The sequence below is a fragment of the Selenomonadales bacterium 4137-cl genome, from assembly GCA_032334055.1.
Classification (GTDB): domain Bacteria; phylum Bacillota; class Negativicutes; order Sporomusales; family UBA7701; genus Anaeroselena; species Anaeroselena agilis.
In genome coordinates, this window is the sequence record JAUOZS010000001.1 from 1,040,254 (window position 1) to 1,059,039 (window position 18,786).

16 protein-coding genes and 1 tRNA gene are annotated in these 18,786 nt (G+C 58.7%); 13 read left to right on the top strand and 4 right to left on the bottom strand.

Going from position 1 to position 18,786, the window contains the following annotated elements:
* Positions 1-41: 41 nt before the first annotated feature.
* Complete coding sequence (locus Q4T40_05375) at positions 42-761, bottom strand: L,D-transpeptidase (protein MDT8900671.1); 720 nt, start codon at positions 759-761, stop codon at positions 42-44.
* A gap of 144 nt (positions 762-905) precedes the next feature.
* Here Q4T40_05375 and Q4T40_05380 point away from each other — a divergent pair, with 144 nt between their 5' ends.
* The gene (locus tag Q4T40_05380) at positions 906-1,790 is read left to right on the top strand and encodes a dihydrodipicolinate synthase family protein (protein ID MDT8900672.1); all 885 of its coding nucleotides are present in this window, start codon (positions 906-908) and stop codon (positions 1,788-1,790) included.
* 216 nt (positions 1,791-2,006) lie between these two features.
* Here the strand turns inward: Q4T40_05380 and Q4T40_05385 are convergent, their stop codons facing one another.
* A complete protein-coding gene (locus tag Q4T40_05385; GenBank protein MDT8900673.1) occupies positions 2,007-2,351 on the bottom strand; it encodes a hypothetical protein in 345 nt (114 codons plus the stop codon).
* Positions 2,352-2,530: 179 nt separating this feature from the next.
* Between Q4T40_05385 and Q4T40_05390 the strand changes: the two genes are divergently transcribed.
* From Q4T40_05390 to hcp, 3 genes are all read left to right on the top strand, one after another.
* Positions 2,531-2,863: a hypothetical protein gene (locus tag Q4T40_05390; GenBank protein ID MDT8900674.1), complete on the top strand. Its 333-nt coding sequence runs from the start codon at positions 2,531-2,533 to the stop codon at positions 2,861-2,863.
* A gap of 325 nt (positions 2,864-3,188) precedes the next feature.
* Complete coding sequence (locus tag Q4T40_05395) at positions 3,189-3,704, top strand: hypothetical protein (protein MDT8900675.1); 516 nt, start codon at positions 3,189-3,191, stop codon at positions 3,702-3,704.
* A 172-nt stretch (positions 3,705-3,876) separates the two neighbouring features.
* The gene (hcp, locus tag Q4T40_05400) at positions 3,877-5,175 is read left to right on the top strand and encodes a hydroxylamine reductase (protein MDT8900676.1); all 1,299 of its coding nucleotides are present in this window, start codon (positions 3,877-3,879) and stop codon (positions 5,173-5,175) included.
* A gap of 216 nt (positions 5,176-5,391) precedes the next feature.
* On the opposite strand, the gene Q4T40_05405 is transcribed toward hcp, so the two are convergent.
* Positions 5,392-6,489, bottom strand: a complete 1,098-nt coding sequence (locus Q4T40_05405; protein ID MDT8900677.1) for an NADH:flavin oxidoreductase — start codon at positions 6,487-6,489, stop codon at positions 5,392-5,394.
* A 100-nt stretch (positions 6,490-6,589) separates the two neighbouring features.
* Positions 6,590-7,327 carry a SprT family zinc-dependent metalloprotease gene (locus Q4T40_05410; GenBank protein MDT8900678.1) on the bottom strand — a complete coding sequence of 246 codons (738 nt, stop codon included), beginning with the start codon at positions 7,325-7,327 and terminating at the stop codon, positions 6,590-6,592.
* Between the two features lie 119 nt (positions 7,328-7,446).
* On the opposite strand from Q4T40_05410, the gene Q4T40_05415 reads away from it, so the two are divergent.
* The 9 genes from Q4T40_05415 (at position 7,447) to Q4T40_05455 (ending at position 18,774) form a co-directional block, all read left to right on the top strand.
* A tRNA-Leu gene (locus tag Q4T40_05415) sits at positions 7,447-7,532 on the top strand.
* A 471-nt stretch (positions 7,533-8,003) separates the two neighbouring features.
* Positions 8,004-8,363, top strand: coding sequence for a hypothetical protein (locus Q4T40_05420; protein ID MDT8900679.1), 360 nt, complete (start codon positions 8,004-8,006; stop codon positions 8,361-8,363).
* A complete protein-coding gene (locus tag Q4T40_05425) occupies positions 8,348-8,710 on the top strand; it encodes a response regulator (protein MDT8900680.1) in 363 nt (120 codons plus the stop codon). The genes Q4T40_05420 and Q4T40_05425 overlap by 16 nt, the downstream gene beginning before the upstream one ends.
* Before the next feature lie 22 nt (positions 8,711-8,732).
* Positions 8,733-10,772 carry a chemotaxis protein CheA gene (locus Q4T40_05430; GenBank protein ID MDT8900681.1) on the top strand — a complete coding sequence of 680 codons (2,040 nt, stop codon included), beginning with the start codon at positions 8,733-8,735 and terminating at the stop codon, positions 10,770-10,772.
* 21 nt (positions 10,773-10,793) lie between these two features.
* A complete protein-coding gene (locus Q4T40_05435; GenBank protein ID MDT8900682.1) occupies positions 10,794-11,282 on the top strand; it encodes a chemotaxis protein CheW in 489 nt (162 codons plus the stop codon).
* Between the two features lie 38 nt (positions 11,283-11,320).
* Complete coding sequence (locus Q4T40_05440) at positions 11,321-13,012, top strand: methyl-accepting chemotaxis protein (GenBank protein MDT8900683.1); 1,692 nt, start codon at positions 11,321-11,323, stop codon at positions 13,010-13,012.
* Positions 13,013-13,072: 60 nt separating this feature from the next.
* Positions 13,073-13,894: a protein-glutamate O-methyltransferase CheR gene (locus tag Q4T40_05445; GenBank protein MDT8900684.1), complete on the top strand. Its 822-nt coding sequence runs from the start codon at positions 13,073-13,075 to the stop codon at positions 13,892-13,894.
* The gene (locus tag Q4T40_05450) at positions 13,894-14,910 is read left to right on the top strand and encodes a chemotaxis response regulator protein-glutamate methylesterase (protein ID MDT8900685.1); all 1,017 of its coding nucleotides are present in this window, start codon (positions 13,894-13,896) and stop codon (positions 14,908-14,910) included. The genes Q4T40_05445 and Q4T40_05450 overlap by 1 nt, the downstream gene beginning before the upstream one ends.
* 51 nt (positions 14,911-14,961) lie before the next feature.
* Positions 14,962-18,774, top strand: coding sequence for a PAS domain S-box protein (locus tag Q4T40_05455; GenBank protein MDT8900686.1), 3,813 nt, complete (start codon positions 14,962-14,964; stop codon positions 18,772-18,774).
* The last annotated feature ends 12 nt before the right edge of the window (positions 18,775-18,786 follow it).

Consider the following 18,786-nt stretch of genomic DNA (forward strand, 5'->3'; position numbering starts at 1 on the left):
ACAGCGGGTCGACTCCGGACCGGTCGCGGGCAATATGTTCTTCACTCGGGCAGCGGCGGCGCCGTCCGTGGCTGGCGCTGCAGCGCCGCCACCGCTCCCGGCCCGCCGGCAGGTGAATTCCCCCGCACGGCGAATTTTACCTCATAGGCATCCTCAGTCTCCTTCAGGGGGAAAACCGGCTGACCCGTCGTCCGCCAACTTGCGGACAGCGGCGAAAAAAGCGCCAGAAAACGCTCCCTGCTCGACGTCTGCCGCCCGTAAATATCCGGCAGCACCTTCAGATACAACCCGTCCTTCCTCTCCACCAGCAGCAGAGTCTCGTATGCCACCGTAACCGGCGTACCGACCTCCACCACCTCGTAAAGCTCGCGGGCGTCCGCGTCGTGCATGCGGATGCAGCCGCCCGACACCGGATAACTTATCGACCAGTCGACATTCGTCCCGTGGATGCCGTACGAAGGAGCGAACTCCATCCAGCGGCTGCCCAGAGGATTGTCCGGCCCCGCCGGCACAGGCGTGCGGTCGGCGAACTTCGCCCCCGGGTACCAGGTCGGCTGCTCCAGCTTCAGGAACACCGCGAACCTGCCCACAGGCGTCTGCTCGTAAGGCGTGCCCACCGCAATATCGTAACTCTTCACTACTTGTCCTTTGTCAATCACCGTCAACTTATACTCGGGGATATTGATATAAATCTCGGGACTGGCGTGAGCGCTGCCGCAAAAACTGACGCATAGCAGGATCAGGCAAAGGACCAAGCGCAATCCATCACCTCCCTTCGCCGCCAACATAAGCCTTATCTGTCAGACCTATTATCAGATGAGGGACGGACCGGCCATACCAAGTAACATGTGGACAAAGAGGCAACCCCTGCAAACGCAGGCAAACAAACCATAAGGAGTGATTTCATGGAACTCAAGGGTGTATACCCGGCGATGGTCACCCCCCTCACCCCGGACGAGCAAATCGACAAAGCGGCCTACCGGCGCGTCGTCCGCTACTGCCTGGACGGCGGCGTCCACGGCGTCGTCGTCCTCGGCACCACCGGCGAATTTCCCGCCATGACCGACGCCATGCGTCAGGACGCCATCGAAACAGCCATCGACGAAGTCAAGGGCAGCGTACCCGTCCTCATCGGCTGCGGCGACACCAGCACCACAAAAACCCTCGCCCAGGTCAAGGCGGCCGCCGCCGTCAAAGCCGACGCCGTCCTCGTCGCCATACCCTACTACTACCCCCTCGACCAGGCTGCCGTCACCCGCCACTTTCTGGCGGTCGCCGAAGCCTCGGTCCTGCCCGTCATCGTCTACAACTTTCCCCAGATGACGAAAACGGCCATCGCCCCCGACACCCTCGCAAAACTCGCCGCCCACCCCAACATCATCGGCGTCAAAGACAGCGCCGGCGACTTCGTCGCCATGCAGCGCTACCTAGACCTCACCACCGACCACGCCTTCGCCGTCATGTCAGGCAACCCCGCCCTCGGCCTCGCCGCCTACCTCCATGGAGCAAAAGGCGGCATCTACGCCGGCTGCAGCATGGTCCCCAAACTCTGCGCCGACGTCTACAACGCCTTCAGCCGCGGCGACCTACCCGCCGCCCTCGACCTCCAGAAGCGCGCCTCCCTCATCCCCCTCATGGGCGGCTTCGGTCCCGCCCCCGCCGTCATCAAGCTCGTCCTCAGCAAACTCGGCGTCTGCGACGCCACCGTCTCCGCGCCGCTGGGACTGGCGCCGGGACAAGAAGAAAAAATCTTTGCCTGGGCGCGTCGTCTTGGCGTCGAAGTACAATAGGGCCGTTGATAAGCCCCCATCTGCGTTGTTGTTCCTGCGGGCGCTCGCTCGCCGTACGTCCCGGTGTACTGTCTTCGCTCGCGTCCTCGGAGCCGCCTAGCATCTGGGGGCTTCTGAACGGCCCCGGCAGTTCAGAGTATCGGGGGATGCAGCTGTAAACGGCACAACAAAAATAAAAAAGCTGCTGATTTAGTCAGCAGCTTTTTCGTTTTGCCCCTAGAACTTCATTCCGATATACTGGCCGTGCCGGAAAGGCGCGTTTTCCACCACCTGCTCCGGCAAAATGCCGAAATGGCGGAAAAACCGTTTTGCGCCGATATAAGCACCCTTGGCCGCATATCTTACCGGAAAAGCGTTCGATTCCTGTTCCGCCACCGGCATGATGCCCAGCGCCTGGTTTTCGCTGTCATAGCCCAACATGCAGAAATAATGGTTGCCCAACAGTTCGGCGGCTTTCTTGTTGAAAACGATGCGGCCGTTCGGTTTTACGGCCACCAATGGATCATCCTTCTTGCCGCCGCGGGTTCGATGCGGTGTAAACATCGTAAACGAAAACTCCACTCTTTTTCACTCCCTGTGCAGATTCTTAATAAAAGTATGTGCAAATCGCCTGAATTATAATCATCTTTTTCCCATTTGTAGCAAAAATATCTTTTTTCTCTTACCGCGCGCTTCAATTGTTTGCCGCCCCGTTTATCGTATATAATCAAAGAGAAAAACAAATACGGAAGGGGAATTCCATGAACACCGTCTGGTGGTATATACTCGCCGCGATCATCGTCGGCAGCATCCTCAAATACCTTGTCATGAACCCGTGGGCCTGGGTGGCCATCGACATCGGCGTCTTCGTCGCCGTCTACATCATCCTCCGCCGTTACCCCTGGATCAACCTCAAAAGAAGCATAACCTTCTTCGGCTGCCTCACCCTTGTCAACATCTTCGTCGACCTCGGCATCGTCTCCGGCCTCATCGGCAACATCGTCCTCCTCGTCCTCCTCGGCTGGATGATGTTTGGGCAGGGCGGGGGAGGGCAGGGGGGGAGACAAAGGCCACGCCACCCCTGGCACAAATAAGTTTTCGGCTTCGTACTTTAGGGCCGTTGATAAGCCCCCATTGCGGCGTTGCTCCTCGGCTGTCATCCTCAGCGTACGTTCGTGTACGCGCGATGCTGTTAAATCGGTCCTGTGCAAACAATGTGTCTAAACGTTGTCGCGGAGGAAACGGTGGTGACAGCCTCCGGTGCGCCTTGCACTGAGGGCTTCTTAACGGCCCCTGCAGACCCGTTTTATGAAATGAGTAACGGAAGTTGCCATCGTAAGCGAGTGTGAGAAACGCGAGCGATGATAATCTTCCGGGACAATGACAAGTTACCCAATACAAACAAAGGAGCAAAGCCCAATGACCCCATCCCGGCCGGACCTGCTGGCGCGGGCCGCCCTCCTGCTGGCGCTCACCGTCATCTTCCAGTCCCTGCGCCTCATCATCCCCGTACCGCCCTTCTTCACCACCTTCATCATCGGCAGCCTCGTCAACGCCTGCTTGCTCATCGCCTGCGAAACCGTCGGCCTCGCCGCCGCCGCCCTCCTCGCCGCCGTAACCCCTGTCGTCGCCTACCTCCAGGGGCTTCTTTTCCTGCCCGTCTTCATCCCGCCCGTCGCCCTCGCCCACCTTCTCTACGCCCTCATCTACAAAACCCTCCTCGCCCGCGGCCGTTTCGCAGCCATCGGCGCGGCGACGGTCATAAAAACAGCCGTCCTCTTCGCCGCCTTCACCTGGCTGCTCACCTTCATCAACGTTCCCCCCAAGCTTGCCGCCGGCATCATGTTCGTCATGGGCTGGCCGCAGATCTTCACCGGCATAATGGGCGGCGTACTGGCCGCCATCGTCGTCAAACGGGTGGGCGGCCGCCCATAAGTGTCGCCTGCAAATTCAAAGCTTACAAAAAAGCTGCTGCGGCAGCTTTTTTACTCGACAAAATATAAACTTTATAATCGAAAAAATTCCAGAACTGTGACGCACGTCACAGAACGGACCCCCCCATCCTCCTATAATGGCAGTAGAAACCAAAACAGAGGAGGATGCATCAATGGGAATGTTCTGCTACCAATGTGAACAAACCGCCGGCGGCACCGGCTGCACCAAAATCGGCGTCTGCGGCAAGAACGAGGACGTCGCCGCCCTCCAGGATACCCTCATCTTCGGCCTCAAGGGCATCGCCGCCTACGCCCACCACGCCCGCGAGCTGGGCGCCCGCGACGAGCAGGTCGACAAATTCATGCACGACGCCCTCTTTTCCACCCTCACCAACGTCAACTTCAACCTTTCCCGCCATATAGACCTCGTCCTCAAATGCGGCGAAATGAACCTGCGCGTCATGGAGCTCCTCGACAAAGCCCATATCGACCGCTTCGGCCAGCCCACCCCCGCCCAGGTATTCACCGGGCTTAAAAAAGGCCACGCCATCCTCGTAACCGGCCACGACTTCCTCGACCTCGAAGAAATCCTCAAACAAAGCGAAGGCAAAGGCATCAACGTCTACACCCACGGCGAAATGCTCCCCGCCCACGCCTACCCCGAGCTGAAAAAATATCCCCACCTCGCCGGCAACTACGGCACCGCCTGGCAGAACCAGCGCCAGGAATTCGAACAGTTCCCCGGCGCCATCGTCGTAACCACCAACTGCGTCATGCCCCTCACCGCCAACCAGACCTACGGCGACCGCATCTTCACCCGCGGCGTCACCGGCATCGAGGGTAGCACCCACATCGAAGACCGCGACTTCTCCGCCGTCATCGCCAAAGCCCTCGCCATCCCGGCTGCCGAAGCCAAAGACGGCGACTACACCCTCACCACCGGCTTCCACCACAACTTCATCCTCTCCATCGCCGACAAAATCGTCGACGCCGTCAAAGCCGGCAAAATCAAGCGCTTCTTCCTCATCGGCGGCTGCGACGGCGCCAAGCCAGGCCGCAACTACTACACCGAACTCGCCCAAAAAGTGCCCCAGGACTGCGTCATCCTCACCCTCGCCTGCGGCAAATTCCGCTTCAACCACCTCGACTTCGGCGACATCGACGGCATCCCCCGCCTCCTTGACATCGGCCAGTGCAACAACGCCTACTCCGCCATCCAGGTCGCCGTCGCCCTCGCCAAAGTCTTCAACTGCGGCGTCAACGACCTGCCGCTCACCCTCGTCCTCTCCTGGTACGAACAAAAGGCCGTCGCCATCCTCCTCACCCTCCTTCACCTCGGCGTCAAAAACATCCGCGTCGGCCCCACCGCCCCGGCCTTCATCACCCCCGGCGTCTTCAAAGTCCTCAACGAAACCTTCGGACTGCAGCTCATCACCACCCCCGACGAAGACCTCAAAGCCATCATGGGCTGATAAGCGAACAAGGGGATGGGCCAGAAAGTCCATCTGCGGCGTTGCTCCTCAGAGCGCTTGCTTGCGTACGTCCGTGTACGCTGCGCGGCGCGCTCTTACGGTGCGCCTTGCATCTGGAGCTTTCTAGCCTAATCCCGGCAGTCCGGGAACACAAAGAGACCGTCAGAAGCACCTCGCTTCTAACGGTCTCTTTTTTTATACGGTGGTCTTGTAACCCTATTTCTCCGGCAGCCAGCACTTCAGCCCCGCCGTATTAAAACACGCGTTGCACGACACGCACGAAGCCTTCGCCTGACCCCGCCTCATGCGGGCCACCAAGTCCGGCTCCTTCACCAGCGGACGCGACAGCGCCACCAGATCGGCCGACCCGTCGGCTACCACCCGCTCCATCACCGCCAGCGACCTCAGGCCCCCGACCAGAATCACCGGCACCTTCACGGCCGCCTTCACGGCCTTCGCCGCCGCCGCGAAATACGCCTCCTGCTCCGGCCGCGCGATCCCCGGCGCCGACATCACTCCCTTCGCCTCGCGGATGCCGCCGCTCACCTCGATCGCCGCCACGCCCCAGGCTTCCAGCGCCTTCGCCGTTGCCACCACATCGTCGAGCGTCAGGTACCCCTCGCCGGGCATACCGTCAGTCGAATTCAGCTTCGCCAGGATCGGGTACGCGTCGCCCGCCGCCCGCCTGGCCCGCTGCATGATCTCGCCCAGGATACGGACGCGGTTCTCCAGACTGCCGCCCCATTTATCCGTGCGGCCGTTGGTATACGGCGAAATAAACGACGACAGCAGATACCCGTGGGCCACATGCAGCTGAGCCCCATCGCAGCCGGACGCCTTCGCCCGGCCCACCGCCGCCGCGTACGCGTCCACCAGCGACCAGATCTCCTCCTCCGTCAGCTCCCGCGGCGTCATCCCGGTCGAACCGTCCGTCACCGCCGACGGCGCCACCGGCGCCTGGCCTTCCGGCCAATCAGGCGGCGTCTGGCGGCCGGCATGTGACACCTGCAGCACCAGCGCAGCCCCATGGGCGTGGGCCGCCTCCGCCGCCCGGCGGTAGCCGGCCACGAAGCGATCGTCGAAAATCGCGTTCTGCCTCACGCTCGCCCGGCCCAGCGGCTGCTGCACATACGAATGGCCGGTGATAATCATCCCCACCTCGCCTGCCGCCAGCGCGCGGTACAGCTCCACCTCGCGCCCGGAAACCGCGCCGTCCGGCTCAGCCATGAAATCCTGCGTCGCCGAGCGGACGAACCTGTTCTTCAGCTTCAGCGGGCCGACCGTCACGGGATCAAACACTACACTCACTGCCATTCCTCCTTGGCGGGGCGGCGACCGCCCCGTTATCCATTATATCTTCTCCGGCCGCCGCGTCATCGCCTGTCGCCAGGCATGCGGCACCGTTGAAAACACCCTAGCCGTCGTCCGCGAACAGCCGCGTCAGCAGCGCCCCGTGGCTGCGCAGCCACTTGCGGTGCTCCCGGTAATCCGGGTCGGCCGCCTCCACCAGCCGCCAGAAAGCCGCCGAATGATTCGCCTCCCGCATATGGCAAAGCTCGTGGATAACCAGATAATCGACAACCGCGGGCGGCGCCATCACCACCCGCCAGTTATAATTTACATTGCCGCGCGACGAGCAGCTACCCCAGCGGCTCTTCTGCTCCCGGATAAAAATCCGCAGCGGCCGCACCCCTAAAACCTCCGCCCACTGCGCCGTCCGCTCCGTCAGCACCGCCCGCGCCTGCTCCACATACCAATGCCTAAGCGCGGCCGCCAGCGCGGTCGCCTGCTCCGCCGCCGACACTGCCGGCAGACGCGCAAAAATCCGCTCGTCCTCCACAGTCACCTCGGCCCGGCCCACGCCGCCCCACAGCACCGTCAGTTGCCGCGCCAGCCCGAGATACAGCAGCTTCGCCCCCGGCTCCGCCGCCGCGTTCACCGGATTCGCCGCCACCGCCGCCAGCTTCGCCCTCTGGCGCGCTATCCAGGCCTCCCGGCCCCTCAGCAGCGCCGCCACCTCCGCCTCCGGAAACCTCAGCGGCGCCGCCACCTCGATGCGGTCGGCCGCCGCCACCCTGATCCTCACCGTCCGGCGGCGGCTATATGTCACCGTCACCGTCAGCCGGTCAGAACCGATCACCAAATCCTCCATACACCGTCCTCCGCGGGCCGGACCGAAGCCCGCCGCACTTGACAACGCCTTGCGGCGATGGTATTATAACTATTGTTCATAACAGCCGGTCGACTCTATTATAACACAAACCCATCCATGCCCGGGTGGCGGAATGGCAGACGCGGAAGACTCAAAATCTTTTGCTGGCAACAGCGTGGGGGTTCAAGTCCCTTCCCGGGCACCAGCAGCGATAAGCTCTCAATTATTTGGGAGCTTATCGCTTTTTTTGTTGTTCACATGCCGCCTCGCAAGCTATTACTGAGCGCGGCGCCTATTCTTGAGAAAAAAAGCTCGAAAAGAATCAAAAAAAGTAAATAATGTAAATTTATGTTTTGACAAAAGAATACGTTGATCCTTACAATTAAAAGCGAGTGAGCACTCGCACCGGGGGTGAAAAATTACGTCTAAATTTCTTCATCGCAGAGAAAGCGTTATTCTAACAGCGATCGAGATAATCGGCGAGCTTGGTATCCAAGGGCTATCGACCAAGGAAATCGCCAAGCGGCAGCAGATATCGGAGGGTACGCTGTTCCGTCATTTCAAGACCAAAAACGAGATAGTACTGGCTGTTCTCGAATATTTCGCCAAATACGACGCTGATATCTTCGCGACAGTAAAGCTCCGCAACAGCACGGCAAGTGAAGCGATAGCCTTTGTGTTAGAAGCGTTTGCGACCAACTACGAGAACTACCCGGCCCTTGTCACCATCAGCCAGTTGTACGGCGTGCTGTCTTTCGACGCGGAGCTGGGAGCAAAAGTTAGAGAGATCGTCGCCGGCAGACACCGGTTCCTTGTCGAGATCGTCGCCGCCGGCATCGCGGCCGGCGATCTGGCAGATACCAATCCTGAGGCGCTTGCCGACGCACTCGGCGGCATTTTCCACTCGGTCTGCCTGAAATGGCAACTTTCCGGGCATGGGTTTTCGCTGCGCGAGAAGGTGCTGTCGGAAGTGGGGATAGTATTATCCGCATTTATACCAAAAAACGGGGAGGACAGGATATGCCCAGGGTATTAATTGTTGATGACGCGGAATTCATACGTTTTTCTCTGCGACTGATGCTGGAGAAAAACGGCTTCGAGGTTGTCGGCGCGGCCAAAGATGGCGCCGACGGCATCATGAAGTACAAGGAGCTGAAGCCGGATATCGTCACCCTCGACATAACCATGCCGGGAATGGACGGGATCACGGCCCTGAAAGCGATCACCGCCTCCGACCCGGACGCCAAAGTAGTCGTTGTCTCGGCGATGGGGCGGGAAGACATCATCAAAGACGCGGTGATGTGCGGGGCGAAATATTTCCTCGTGAAGCCCTTTAAGGAAGAACAGGTGCTGGAAACCGTGCGAAAGGTTCTGGCGATGTAATACGGCGCGAAGGGGGATAATCTTGGCCGACCATATCTCTGAGCCCATGCTGGAAATGTATATATTCGAAACGACGCAACTGATGGAACAACTGGAGCAGGTTGTCCTGGCAAACGAAAAATCCGGCTTCAGTCAGGAAGACGTCAATGAGATATTTCGGATAATGCATACCGTCAAGGGCTCCTCGGCAATGATGTTGTTCGACAATATTTCCGCCCTGGCACATGCGCTGGAGGATGCCTTCTTTTTCCTCCGTGAGAGCAAGCCGGACAAGGTCGACTACCCGAAGCTGGCCGACCTGGTGCTAGCCGGTATCGACTTCATAAAAAACGAAGTCGAAAAGATCAAAAGCGGAGCGGAGGCCGACGGCGACGTCGACGAGCTGAAAAGCGGCGTACAACAGTTACTTGCCGACCTGAAAAATCACGGCGGTGCACCGGAGACTATAACAACAACCAGACCGGTCGAAGACCAGAAATACTACATCGGTCCCCAGAAAGAGGCGCAGTCCAAGGAGTACTATCAGGCGAGAGTGTTCTTCCAGGATGGCTGCCAGATGGAGAATATCCGCGCTTACACGGTTGTTCACGGTCTCAAAGCTTTGGCTGATGAAATCGCATACTCGCCGCACAACATCATCGATGACGACGGCACGGCGGACCTGATCGGCAAGGAAGGTTTTCTCGTCACCTTTTCCACCCGGAAAAGCGATGAGGAGGTCCGGGAGTATTTCAACAGGACAATTTTCCTGAAAGAGCTTGATCTGGCAAAGGTCCAGGACAATCCGTTCAAATCGGAAAACGGGGAACAGGCCGCGGCGCAGGCAAAGGCTCCGGCCGCCGTGGGGTGCGAGGACCGGGAGCAGGCAAACGCCCCGCAGAGCATGGTGAGCGTCCATGTTACCAAACTGGACCGCCTCATGGATCTTATGGGTGAACTGGTGATCGCCGAAGCGATGGTCACCCAGAACACCGACCTCAAAGACCTGGAACTGGACAATTTCCAGAAGGCCGCCCGGCTGCTCGGCAAGATTACCGGCGAACTGCAGGACATCGTAATGTCGGTCCGCATGGTGCCTTTGGCGACTACGTTCCTGAAAATGCAGCGCGTTGTCCGCGACATGTGCAAGAAGCTCGACAAACAGGTTGAGCTGGAACTGATAGGCGAGGAAACCGAGGTCGACAAAAATATCATCGAGCGGATATCGGATCCGCTGATGCACCTGATCCGCAACGCGGTCGACCATGGCATCGAGCCGGCCGGGGAGCGCGAGGCCAAGGGCAAGCGGCCTGCCGGCCAGATAACGCTCGAAGCCAGGAACGCCGGCAGCGATGTACTAATCGTCCTGCGCGACGACGGCCGGGGCCTCGACAAGGAGAAAATCCTGGCCCGGGCGCGGGAAAACGGGCTGGTGCAGAAAAACGAGAGCGAATTATCCGCAAAGGAAATATACTCGTTCATCTTTTTGCCGGGGTTTTCGACCAAGGAGAGGGTTACCGAGTTTTCCGGCCGGGGCGTCGGCATGGATGTGGTGACGAAAAACATCGCCAGTGTAGGCGGCTCCGTTTACGTCGACAGCGAGCAGGGGGCCGGCACCACGATAACGCTCAAGATCCCGCTGACGCTGGCGATAGTGGACGGCATGACCATCAGGGTAGGAAACGCCCGTTACACACTGCCGATCACATCAATACGCGAATCGTTCAAGCCCAGGCGGGAAGACATCATCACCGACCCGGACGGCAACGAAATGATCATGGTGCGCGGAAACTGCTATCCCGTTCTACGGCTGCATCGCCTCTTCAACGTTAAAGAGGCGGCGAGCGAATTTACCGACGGCATCATGGTAATGGTCGACAGCGACAGCGACAGCCTGTGCGTGTTTGCCGACGAATTAATCGGCGAACAGCAGGTGGTGGTCAAAGCCCTTCCCAACTACATAAAATCCTTGCGACGGGTGGAGGGGCTCGCCGGCTGCACGTTGCTGGGCGACGGCAGTATAAGCCTGATCCTCGATGTAGGGGGCATGGTCAACATGGGCTATCGGCAAGGGGCCCACTAAACAGCGAAAGGGGATGCGTCAATGGAAGCGGCCCGGGATTTCCTGGAACAGGAGGAAGACACCCAGAAAGGCAAGTATTTGACCTTTTCCATCGGCAGCGAGTTTTTCGGGCTGGAAATCGCCTGCGTCACCGAAATTATCGGCATCCAGCCGATCACGGAGGTGCCCGAGCTGCCGGAATACGTCAAGGGAATCATCAACCTCCGCGGCAAAATAATACCGGTGATGGATGTCCGGCTCAGGTTCCGGAAACCCTTTCGGGAATATAACGACCGCACCTGCGTTATCGTCGTCGATATCAAGGATACGTCCGTCGGCCTCATTGTCGACAGCGTATCCGAGGTTTTATCCATCCGCGACGAGGACATCGTGCAGCCGAACGAGCTCAAAGCCGCCCAGAACAGGTACATAAAAGGCATCGGCAAAGTAGGGGGCGATGTCAAACTGCTGCTCGACTGCGATAAACTGCTGCACGACGACGAAGTCGAAGCGCTGGAAAAGATCGGCTAGCCGGGAATCGTTACGAAATAATAAGGAGGCCAGGATCGATGAACTGGTTTCAGAACTTTAAAATTGCCAACAAGCTGATTATATCCTTCCTCGTTGTGGCCGTTATCGCCGGCGCCGTCGGCGCGGTGGGGGTTTACAACCTTTTCATCTTGGCACGGGAAGACAAAGTCCTGTTTGAGTACTACTCGGTACCGCTGGAGCAAATGGGTGTAATCAAAGAGGCCTATCAAAAAAGCCGCGTTAACGTAAGGGACGCCATCCTCAACAAAGACGCGAAAATCATCGCCGCCAACATCAAACAATTTGACGACCGCATCAAAGACATGAAAAGCGAAACCGCCAGTGTCGGCAAGACCCTGGTGAGCGACGAGGGCCGCAAGGTCCACAAAACGCTCGAAGTCGCCGTCACCGAATACGATATCTACTGCAAAGAACTGTTCACCATGATTCAGGCGGGCCAGATCGACCAGGTCAACCAGCTTATGCAGACCAAGGGTATGAGAATGGCCGAGATTCTGGAGGGCAGCCTGGCGAAGCTGGGGGATATGAAGGTCGATTTGGCCAAGCAGAAAGCGGCCAGTAACAAAGAAACGGCCGACAAAGCCACCATGATCATGCTGGCCTTCGTCGCGATCGGCGTCCTTCTGGCCATGGTGCTCGGGGTTTTCGTTTCCCGGCTGATTTCCCGGCCCTTGAAGGAAATGGTCGGCGTCGCCGGAAAATTGGCCGACGGTGATCTGGACGTTTCCATCACCGTCAGGAGCAGAGACGAAGTCGGCGAATTGGCCAAGGCTTTCCAGACGATGACCGACAATATCAACCACGCAATGAGCAACATCAACGCTTCAGCCGATCAGGTGGCGTCCGGCTCGAAACAAATGTCCGATTCGAGCATGGCGCTTTCCCAGGGGGCGACCGAGCAGGCCAGCTCCATCGAAGAGTTAACAGCCTCGCTCGAAGAAATCGCGGCCCAGACCGAGCAGAACGCGGCCAACGCCAACCAGGCGAACACGTTGGCCGAGGCGGCCAAGGACAACGCGGCCGAGGGCAACTCCCAGATGCTGGGGATGCTCAAAGCGATGGACGATATCAACGAATCGTCGGCCAGCATTTCGAAGATAATCAAGGTCATCGACGAAATCGCCTTCCAGACCAACATCCTCGCGCTCAACGCCGCCGTGGAAGCCGCCCGCGCCGGCCAGCACGGCAAAGGCTTCGCCGTGGTCGCCGAGGAAGTGAGGAACCTCGCCGCCCGGTCGGCGAACGCCGCCAAGGAAACGACGGCGTTGATCGAGGGCTCGATCAAAAAGGTGGAAGGCGGCACGCGCATCGCCAACGCGACCGCGACCGCACTCGACCAGATTGTCGACGGGGTTACTAAAGTCGCCGAACTCGTAGGCCAAATCGCGGTGGCGTCCAACGAACAGGCGGCCGGCATCGCCCAGGTAAATCAGGGCGTTATGCAGGTATCCCAGGTTGTCCAGACCAACTCGGCCACGGCCGAGGAGAGCGCGGCCGCGAGCGAGGAGCTTGCCGGGCAGGCCGAGATTTTGAAAGAAGCGGTGGCGAGATTCAAACTGAAGAAAATCGGCTCGGGGCCGAACCGGCTGAGCGAGCTCAGCCCCGAAATCATGAGGGCGCTCGAGAACATGGCCGAGAAAAAAGGCAACAGCAGCGTCGCCAAGCCGGCGAAAATCGTCCTGAGCGACGCGGAGTTCGGCAAGTACTAAAACATATAGCCCCGCAGAGAGAGCGCCGCTTGCTCTCTCTGCGAGCCGCGGGTGAGGAACATGGTCACGATAACCGAAACCGAATTCGAGGAATTGGCCCGGTACATAAAGAGCCAATACGGCATCAGGCTGGGGCAGGAGAAAAAGTCGCTGGTTCTGGGAAGACTGGGGAACCTGCTTTCACAACAAGGGTTCGCCACCTTCTCGGAATACTTCGGCCACATTATGGCCGATAAAACAGGCAGCGCCGCCTCCACGCTCGTCAACAGAATCACGACCAACCATACCTATTTCATGCGGGAAACAAAGCATTTCGATTACTTCCGGACTGTCGTGCTCCCTTACCTGCAGGCCCATGTCAAAGACCGGGATCTCAGGATATGGAGCGCCGGCTGCTCGACCGGCGAAGAACCGTATACGCTCAGCATGATTATCGACGAGTATTTCGGCCTGGGGAAAAACGAATGGGATACGAAATTGCTGGCGACGGACATCTCGGAAACCGCGCTTAATACAGCCCGGCAGGGCATTTACCGCCAGGACGACGTCGCCACGCTACCGGCTGCCTGGCGGGCGGCTTATACAAAAAAACTCGACTCCGAGCGGAGGGCAATCACCGAGACGATAAAAAACGAGGTCATATTCCGTCGCTTGAACCTGATGGACGCGAGTTTTCCCTTCAAGAAGAAATTCCATGTCATCTTCTGCCGCAATGTCATGATCTATTTTGACGCCAGGACGCGCAACGAGCTTGTCAGGAAGTTCTACGATCTGACCGAGCCCGGCGGCTACCTGTTCATCGGGCATTCCGAATCGCTGAACCGCGATCAGACCGGCTACAAGTACATCATGCCGGCCGTTTACCGAAAGGAACGGTACTGATGAAGAAAATCCGCGTGCTTGTTGTCGACGACTCTTTGTTGTTCCGGGAGATGCTCGCCAGGGGCCTCGCCACCGACCCCGCCGTCGAAGTGGTGGCCACGGCGGTAGACCCCTTCGACGCCCGCGACAAAATCCTGCAATATTCCCCCGACGTCATTACTTGCGATGTCGAGATGCCGAAAATGAACGGGATCGAATTCATCCGCCGGCTCCTGCCCCAGTATCCGCTGCCGGTCATAGTCATCACCACCATCAGCGAGACCGTATTCGAGGCGATGGCCGCCGGCGCCGTAGACTTCGTAACCAAACCGAGCGTCAGGTCGCCCGGCGGCATCGAGCGCTTTTTGACCGACCTGATTACAAAGGTAAAGACAGCGGCGAGCGCCAACGTATCGCCAAGGAACCCTGTCGTACAAAGAGCCGCCACGCCGGCCGGCACGGCGGCGAAGGACGCGATCGTGGCAATCGGGGCCTCGACCGGCGGAACGGAAGCCATATTCAACTTAGTAAAAAATCTGCCCGCGAGCATGGCCGGCATCGTAATCGTGCAGCACATTCCCCCTATCTTTTCCCGCCTGTTTGCCGAACGCCTCAACAGCCAGACCGGCTTCGAGGTCAAGGAAGCCGCCACGGGAGACATCGTGCTACCGGGGAGGATTCTCGTCGCGCCGGGCGATAAGCATATGAAGATCAAAAAAACTGCCGGCCGTTATGTCGCCAATTGTTTCGCAGGCGAGAAAGTCAGCGGCCACTGCCCGTCGGTGGACGTGTTGTTCGAATCGGTGGCCGCCGCCGCCGGCAAAGACGCTGTGGGGATAATCCTTACCGGGATGGGATGCGACGGCGCCAAAGGGCTGCTGAGCATGCGAAGGAGCGGCGCCCGCACCATCGGCCAGAACGAAGCCAGCTGCGTGGTGTTCGGCATGCCGAAAGTGGCGCATAACATCGGAGCGGTGGAAAAGATGGTCCCGCTCGAAAACATCCCTCAGCTCCTCTGCTCACTCCTGAACGGCTGAGGAAAAACTAAGCCGACGCGAACGAGAAATAGCAGGCAAAAGGTGATAATAATGGGCTTAACCCGCCTGAGCGACAGCAAACATCTTGCCGAGATTCTGGCCGCAATCGGCGACGGCGTCATCGCCACCGACCATGACGGCAGGATAATTTACGCCAACGCCGCCGCCGCGTCGATTATCGGCCTTCCGACCGCCGACATCATCGGCAAGCCCTTCGACGAAGCGGTCCCCCTCTTTGACGCCTTAACGCATAAACGGTTAAAGGGCCCTGTCGAGCGTTGCCTGAAGCTGCGCGAGCCGGTCGGCCTCGAAAATCGGACGGAGTTTATAACCCCGGACGGAGAAAAGAAATATCTTTCCGCCAACTGCGCCCCGATTATCGCCGCAAACGACGGCAAAGGGGCGGTGGTGGTGTTTCGCGACGTAACCAGCTACAAGATCCTGGAGCAGAAGAACGAGGACAACGAGAGCAACCTAAAAAGGATCTTCGACGCCGCGCCGGTGGGAATGCTCATCCTCGGCCCGGGGCCCAAGATCGTTCAAGTTAACTACGCCGCCCTTAACATCATCGGCGCCCGGAAAGAACAGGCTTTAAACCAATTTATCGGCAACGCGTTTTGCTGCAAGGAAAGGCTGAGAGACGAGCGCGGCTGCGGCTTCGGCGCGGAATGCAAGAACTGCGACCTGCGCCGCTCGGCCATGTTGGCGTCCGAAGGCATAGCCATAAACGGCATGGAGTGTCAAAAGACGTTTTTCAGGGCCGGCCGGGAGTGGACCGTCTGGCTGCGGACCAACTTTTCGCCGCTCGCGGTCGACGGCGACACCCACGTTCTCATGACAATGGTCGATATCAGCGAGCAGAAAAAGAAGGAAATCGCCGCTATCGAAGCCAGGGATTTTTACCTGGGAATTTTCGAAAATCTGCCGGTTGCCGTGTGGCGAGTCGATACGACGGGCCGCATCAACTATACCAATCAGTACTGGTGCCTGATGACCGGCCAGACGCCCCGGCAGGCGGCCGGCTGCGGCTGGCTCGAATTCATCCACCCCGAGGACCGGGAAAGAATCCTCGGGCGGCCGGATCGGCAGTCGCAGACGGATATCTTGACTGAGGGCGAAATCCGGATAAGGCATGCAAGCGGCGAATATCGGTGGCTCTACTGCATCAACCGGCTGTATACCGACCCGCAGGGTGTTCCCGAAGGCTTTATCGGCATGGGCATCGACATCACCGAACGCAGGGAGGCCGAAGAAGCGCTCGGCCGCTACAAAGTGCTGTCCGAGAAAGCTCTCGACATTTTCCTGTTCGTCGACGCCGACGGCAACATTCTGGAGGCCAACGAAGCGGCGATACAGGCCTACGGCTACACGCGCGAAGAAATCCTCACGAAAACCATCTTCGACCTGCGGGGCGAAAAAGACACCGTTAAAAAGCAGTTGGGCGACGGGTTCCGCCGCGGCATCTATTTCGAAACCACCCACTACCGCAAGAACGGGAGCCCGTTCCCTGTCGAGGTAAAAGCCCAGGGGACGGTCATCGGCGGCCGGGAAGTCCTGCTGAGCGTTATCCGCGACATATCCCAGCGGAAACAGGCCGAGGAAGCGCTTCGCCAGAGCGAAGAGAAATTCCGCCTCCTCTTCGACAAGGCGAATGATGCTGTCACACTGATGGAAGAAAGTGATGACGACCGGGCGCCGGGCGTTTTTATAGAGGTCAACGACGCTGCCTGCGCCATGCTCGGATATAACCGCGAAGAGCTTATCGGCATGGAGCTCGCCGCCATCGACAAGACCCTCCCCCGCGCCGAACTGGCGGCGCTCTACAAGAAAACCAACTCCTCCGGGCAAATGCATCTGGAAACGGTGCACACCGCAAAGGACGGGCGTGAAATCGCCGTCGAAGTCGTCGGCCACCGCCTTGAGGTCGACGGCAAGCGGCTGTTGTTGTCGGCCGCCCGCGACATAACCGAACGGAAGCGGGCCGCCGAGCTGCTGGAAGCGAGCCGGGCCGAATACTACTCGCTGTTCATGAATATGCCGGTCGGTTTCGCCTATGTGCGCGTCATCTTCGACGGCGGGGAAAACGCCGTCGACTTCGAGTATATCGAGGTCAACGAAGCCTTTCCCAAAATGGTCGGCCGCCAAAAAGAAGAAATCATCGGTAAAAACTTCCGCGGCCTGTTCCCCGATCTGCCCAGGGAGCACATTGACAGGCTGGCCGTTTACGGGGAAATCGCCCTTGGCAAGCGGGACAGGGCGGACATGGAATTTTTCTCGCATGTCGCCGGCAAGTGGGTGTCGATGACCCTTTACAGCCCGGCGAAAGGCAATGTCGTGGCCCTTGTCACCGACATCACGGAACGCCGGCTGGCGCTCGAAGCGCTCGAACAGGCCAAAAACGAGGCCGAGGCCACCTATCGGGCAAAAAGCGAATTTCTGGTCAACATGAGCCACGAGATAAGGACGCCGATCAACGGCATCAACGGCATGATCGAACTGACGCTGCTGACCGATCTCGATTTTGAGCAGCGGGATAACCTCATGACAGCCAAATCTTGCAGTCAGGTCCTGCTCGGCATAATCAACGATATTCTCGACTTTTCCAAAATGGAAGCAGGCAAACTGGCGCTCGAAACAGTGAATTTCAACATCCGGGACTTTATCGAAGAAGTCATCAAGGTCCACTCCCAGGCCACGCTGACCAAAGACATCGACCTGAGACATACGATGTCGGCAAACGTCCCGAAATTTGTCGCCGGCGACCCGCTGCGCCTGCGGCAGATACTCTACAACCTGCTGAGCAACGCGATAAAGTTTACCGAGCACGGGCACGTGACGCTGGCGGTCAAGAGAGTGGGGACGGCGGACGACAAAAAAGTCGAACTGGTTTTTTCGGTGACCGACACCGGCATCGGGATAAGCGAACAAGAAAGGGACAAATTGTTCAAATCCTTCAGCCAGGTGGACGGTTCGATCACCCGGCGTTTTGGGGGCACGGGCCTCGGCCTGGCGATCTCCAAACGGCTCGTTGAGTTAATGGGCGGCAGCATTTGGGTCGAAAGTGAAAAAGGCAAAGGCAGCACATTTGCATTTTCCGTATGCCTCACCGCTGCAACCGGTAACGATGCGGACCGCACCGCGGAAACGCCGGCGAGAATAAACCCGCCTACCGAAAAGTTGTCCGTTTTGCTGGTGGAAGACGACAAGGTAAGCAGACTGGTTGTCACGAAGTATCTGCGGCAACTGGGACATCAGGTGGAGTGCGCGGACAACGGACGGCTGGCGCTCGAACTGTACGCAGGCAACCATTACGACGTCGTTCTCATGGATATCCAGATGCCGGATATGGACGGGGTCGAGGCGACCCGCAGGATCAGGGAGATAGGCGTCGCGAGCGGACGTTACACGCCGATTGTCGCCGTTACCGCCCACGCGTTGTCCGGAGACAGGGAAAAGTATCTTGCGGCCGGGCTTGACGAATATATCGCCAAGCCGGTGCAGATCGTCGAACTGCAGGAGAAACTGCAGCGGGTGACAAGTCTGGATATGGAGATTCTGCGGATTATCGCGCCTCCGACCACGGGCGCGCAAGCTTCGACCATATTTGAGCAGGCAAAAATCATCGACGAAATAGAGCGCCTTAACGGCATGGCCGGTTCGTACGCCGACGACGCCCCTCTCTTTGAGGGCTTAGTCCACAGAATTAAGGGGCTCGCCAACACGGCCGGCCTGGAAGATATCAAGGCGCTGGCCTTCAAAGCCGAACTGGCGGCCAGGCGCGCTAAAATGGAAGAAGCGGTAAACTACACAACGCGAATTCAAAAGAGCGTCGAAATCTTTCGGAAGACCAATATTCTATCTTAAAGGAGGGGTATA

Coding starts and splice junctions, on each gene's coding strand:
- Q4T40_05405 (MDT8900677.1), bottom strand. CDS start 6,489: ATGGCAGTGAGTGTAGTGTTTGATCCCGTGACGGTCGGCCCGCTGAAG.
- Q4T40_05445 (MDT8900684.1), top strand. CDS start 13,073: ATGGTCACGATAACCGAAACCGAATTCGAGGAATTGGCCCGGTACATA.
- Q4T40_05410 (MDT8900678.1), bottom strand. CDS start 7,327: ATGGAGGATTTGGTGATCGGTTCTGACCGGCTGACGGTGACGGTGACA.
- Q4T40_05435 (MDT8900682.1), top strand. CDS start 10,794: ATGGAAGCGGCCCGGGATTTCCTGGAACAGGAGGAAGACACCCAGAAA.
- Q4T40_05425 (MDT8900680.1), top strand. CDS start 8,348: ATGCCCAGGGTATTAATTGTTGATGACGCGGAATTCATACGTTTTTCT.
- Q4T40_05395 (MDT8900675.1), top strand. CDS start 3,189: ATGACCCCATCCCGGCCGGACCTGCTGGCGCGGGCCGCCCTCCTGCTG.
- Q4T40_05390 (MDT8900674.1), top strand. CDS start 2,531: ATGAACACCGTCTGGTGGTATATACTCGCCGCGATCATCGTCGGCAGC.
- hcp (MDT8900676.1), top strand. CDS start 3,877: ATGGGAATGTTCTGCTACCAATGTGAACAAACCGCCGGCGGCACCGGC.
- Q4T40_05450 (MDT8900685.1), top strand. CDS start 13,894: ATGAAGAAAATCCGCGTGCTTGTTGTCGACGACTCTTTGTTGTTCCGG.
- Q4T40_05380 (MDT8900672.1), top strand. CDS start 906: ATGGAACTCAAGGGTGTATACCCGGCGATGGTCACCCCCCTCACCCCG.
- Q4T40_05440 (MDT8900683.1), top strand. CDS start 11,321: ATGAACTGGTTTCAGAACTTTAAAATTGCCAACAAGCTGATTATATCC.
- Q4T40_05455 (MDT8900686.1), top strand. CDS start 14,962: ATGGGCTTAACCCGCCTGAGCGACAGCAAACATCTTGCCGAGATTCTG.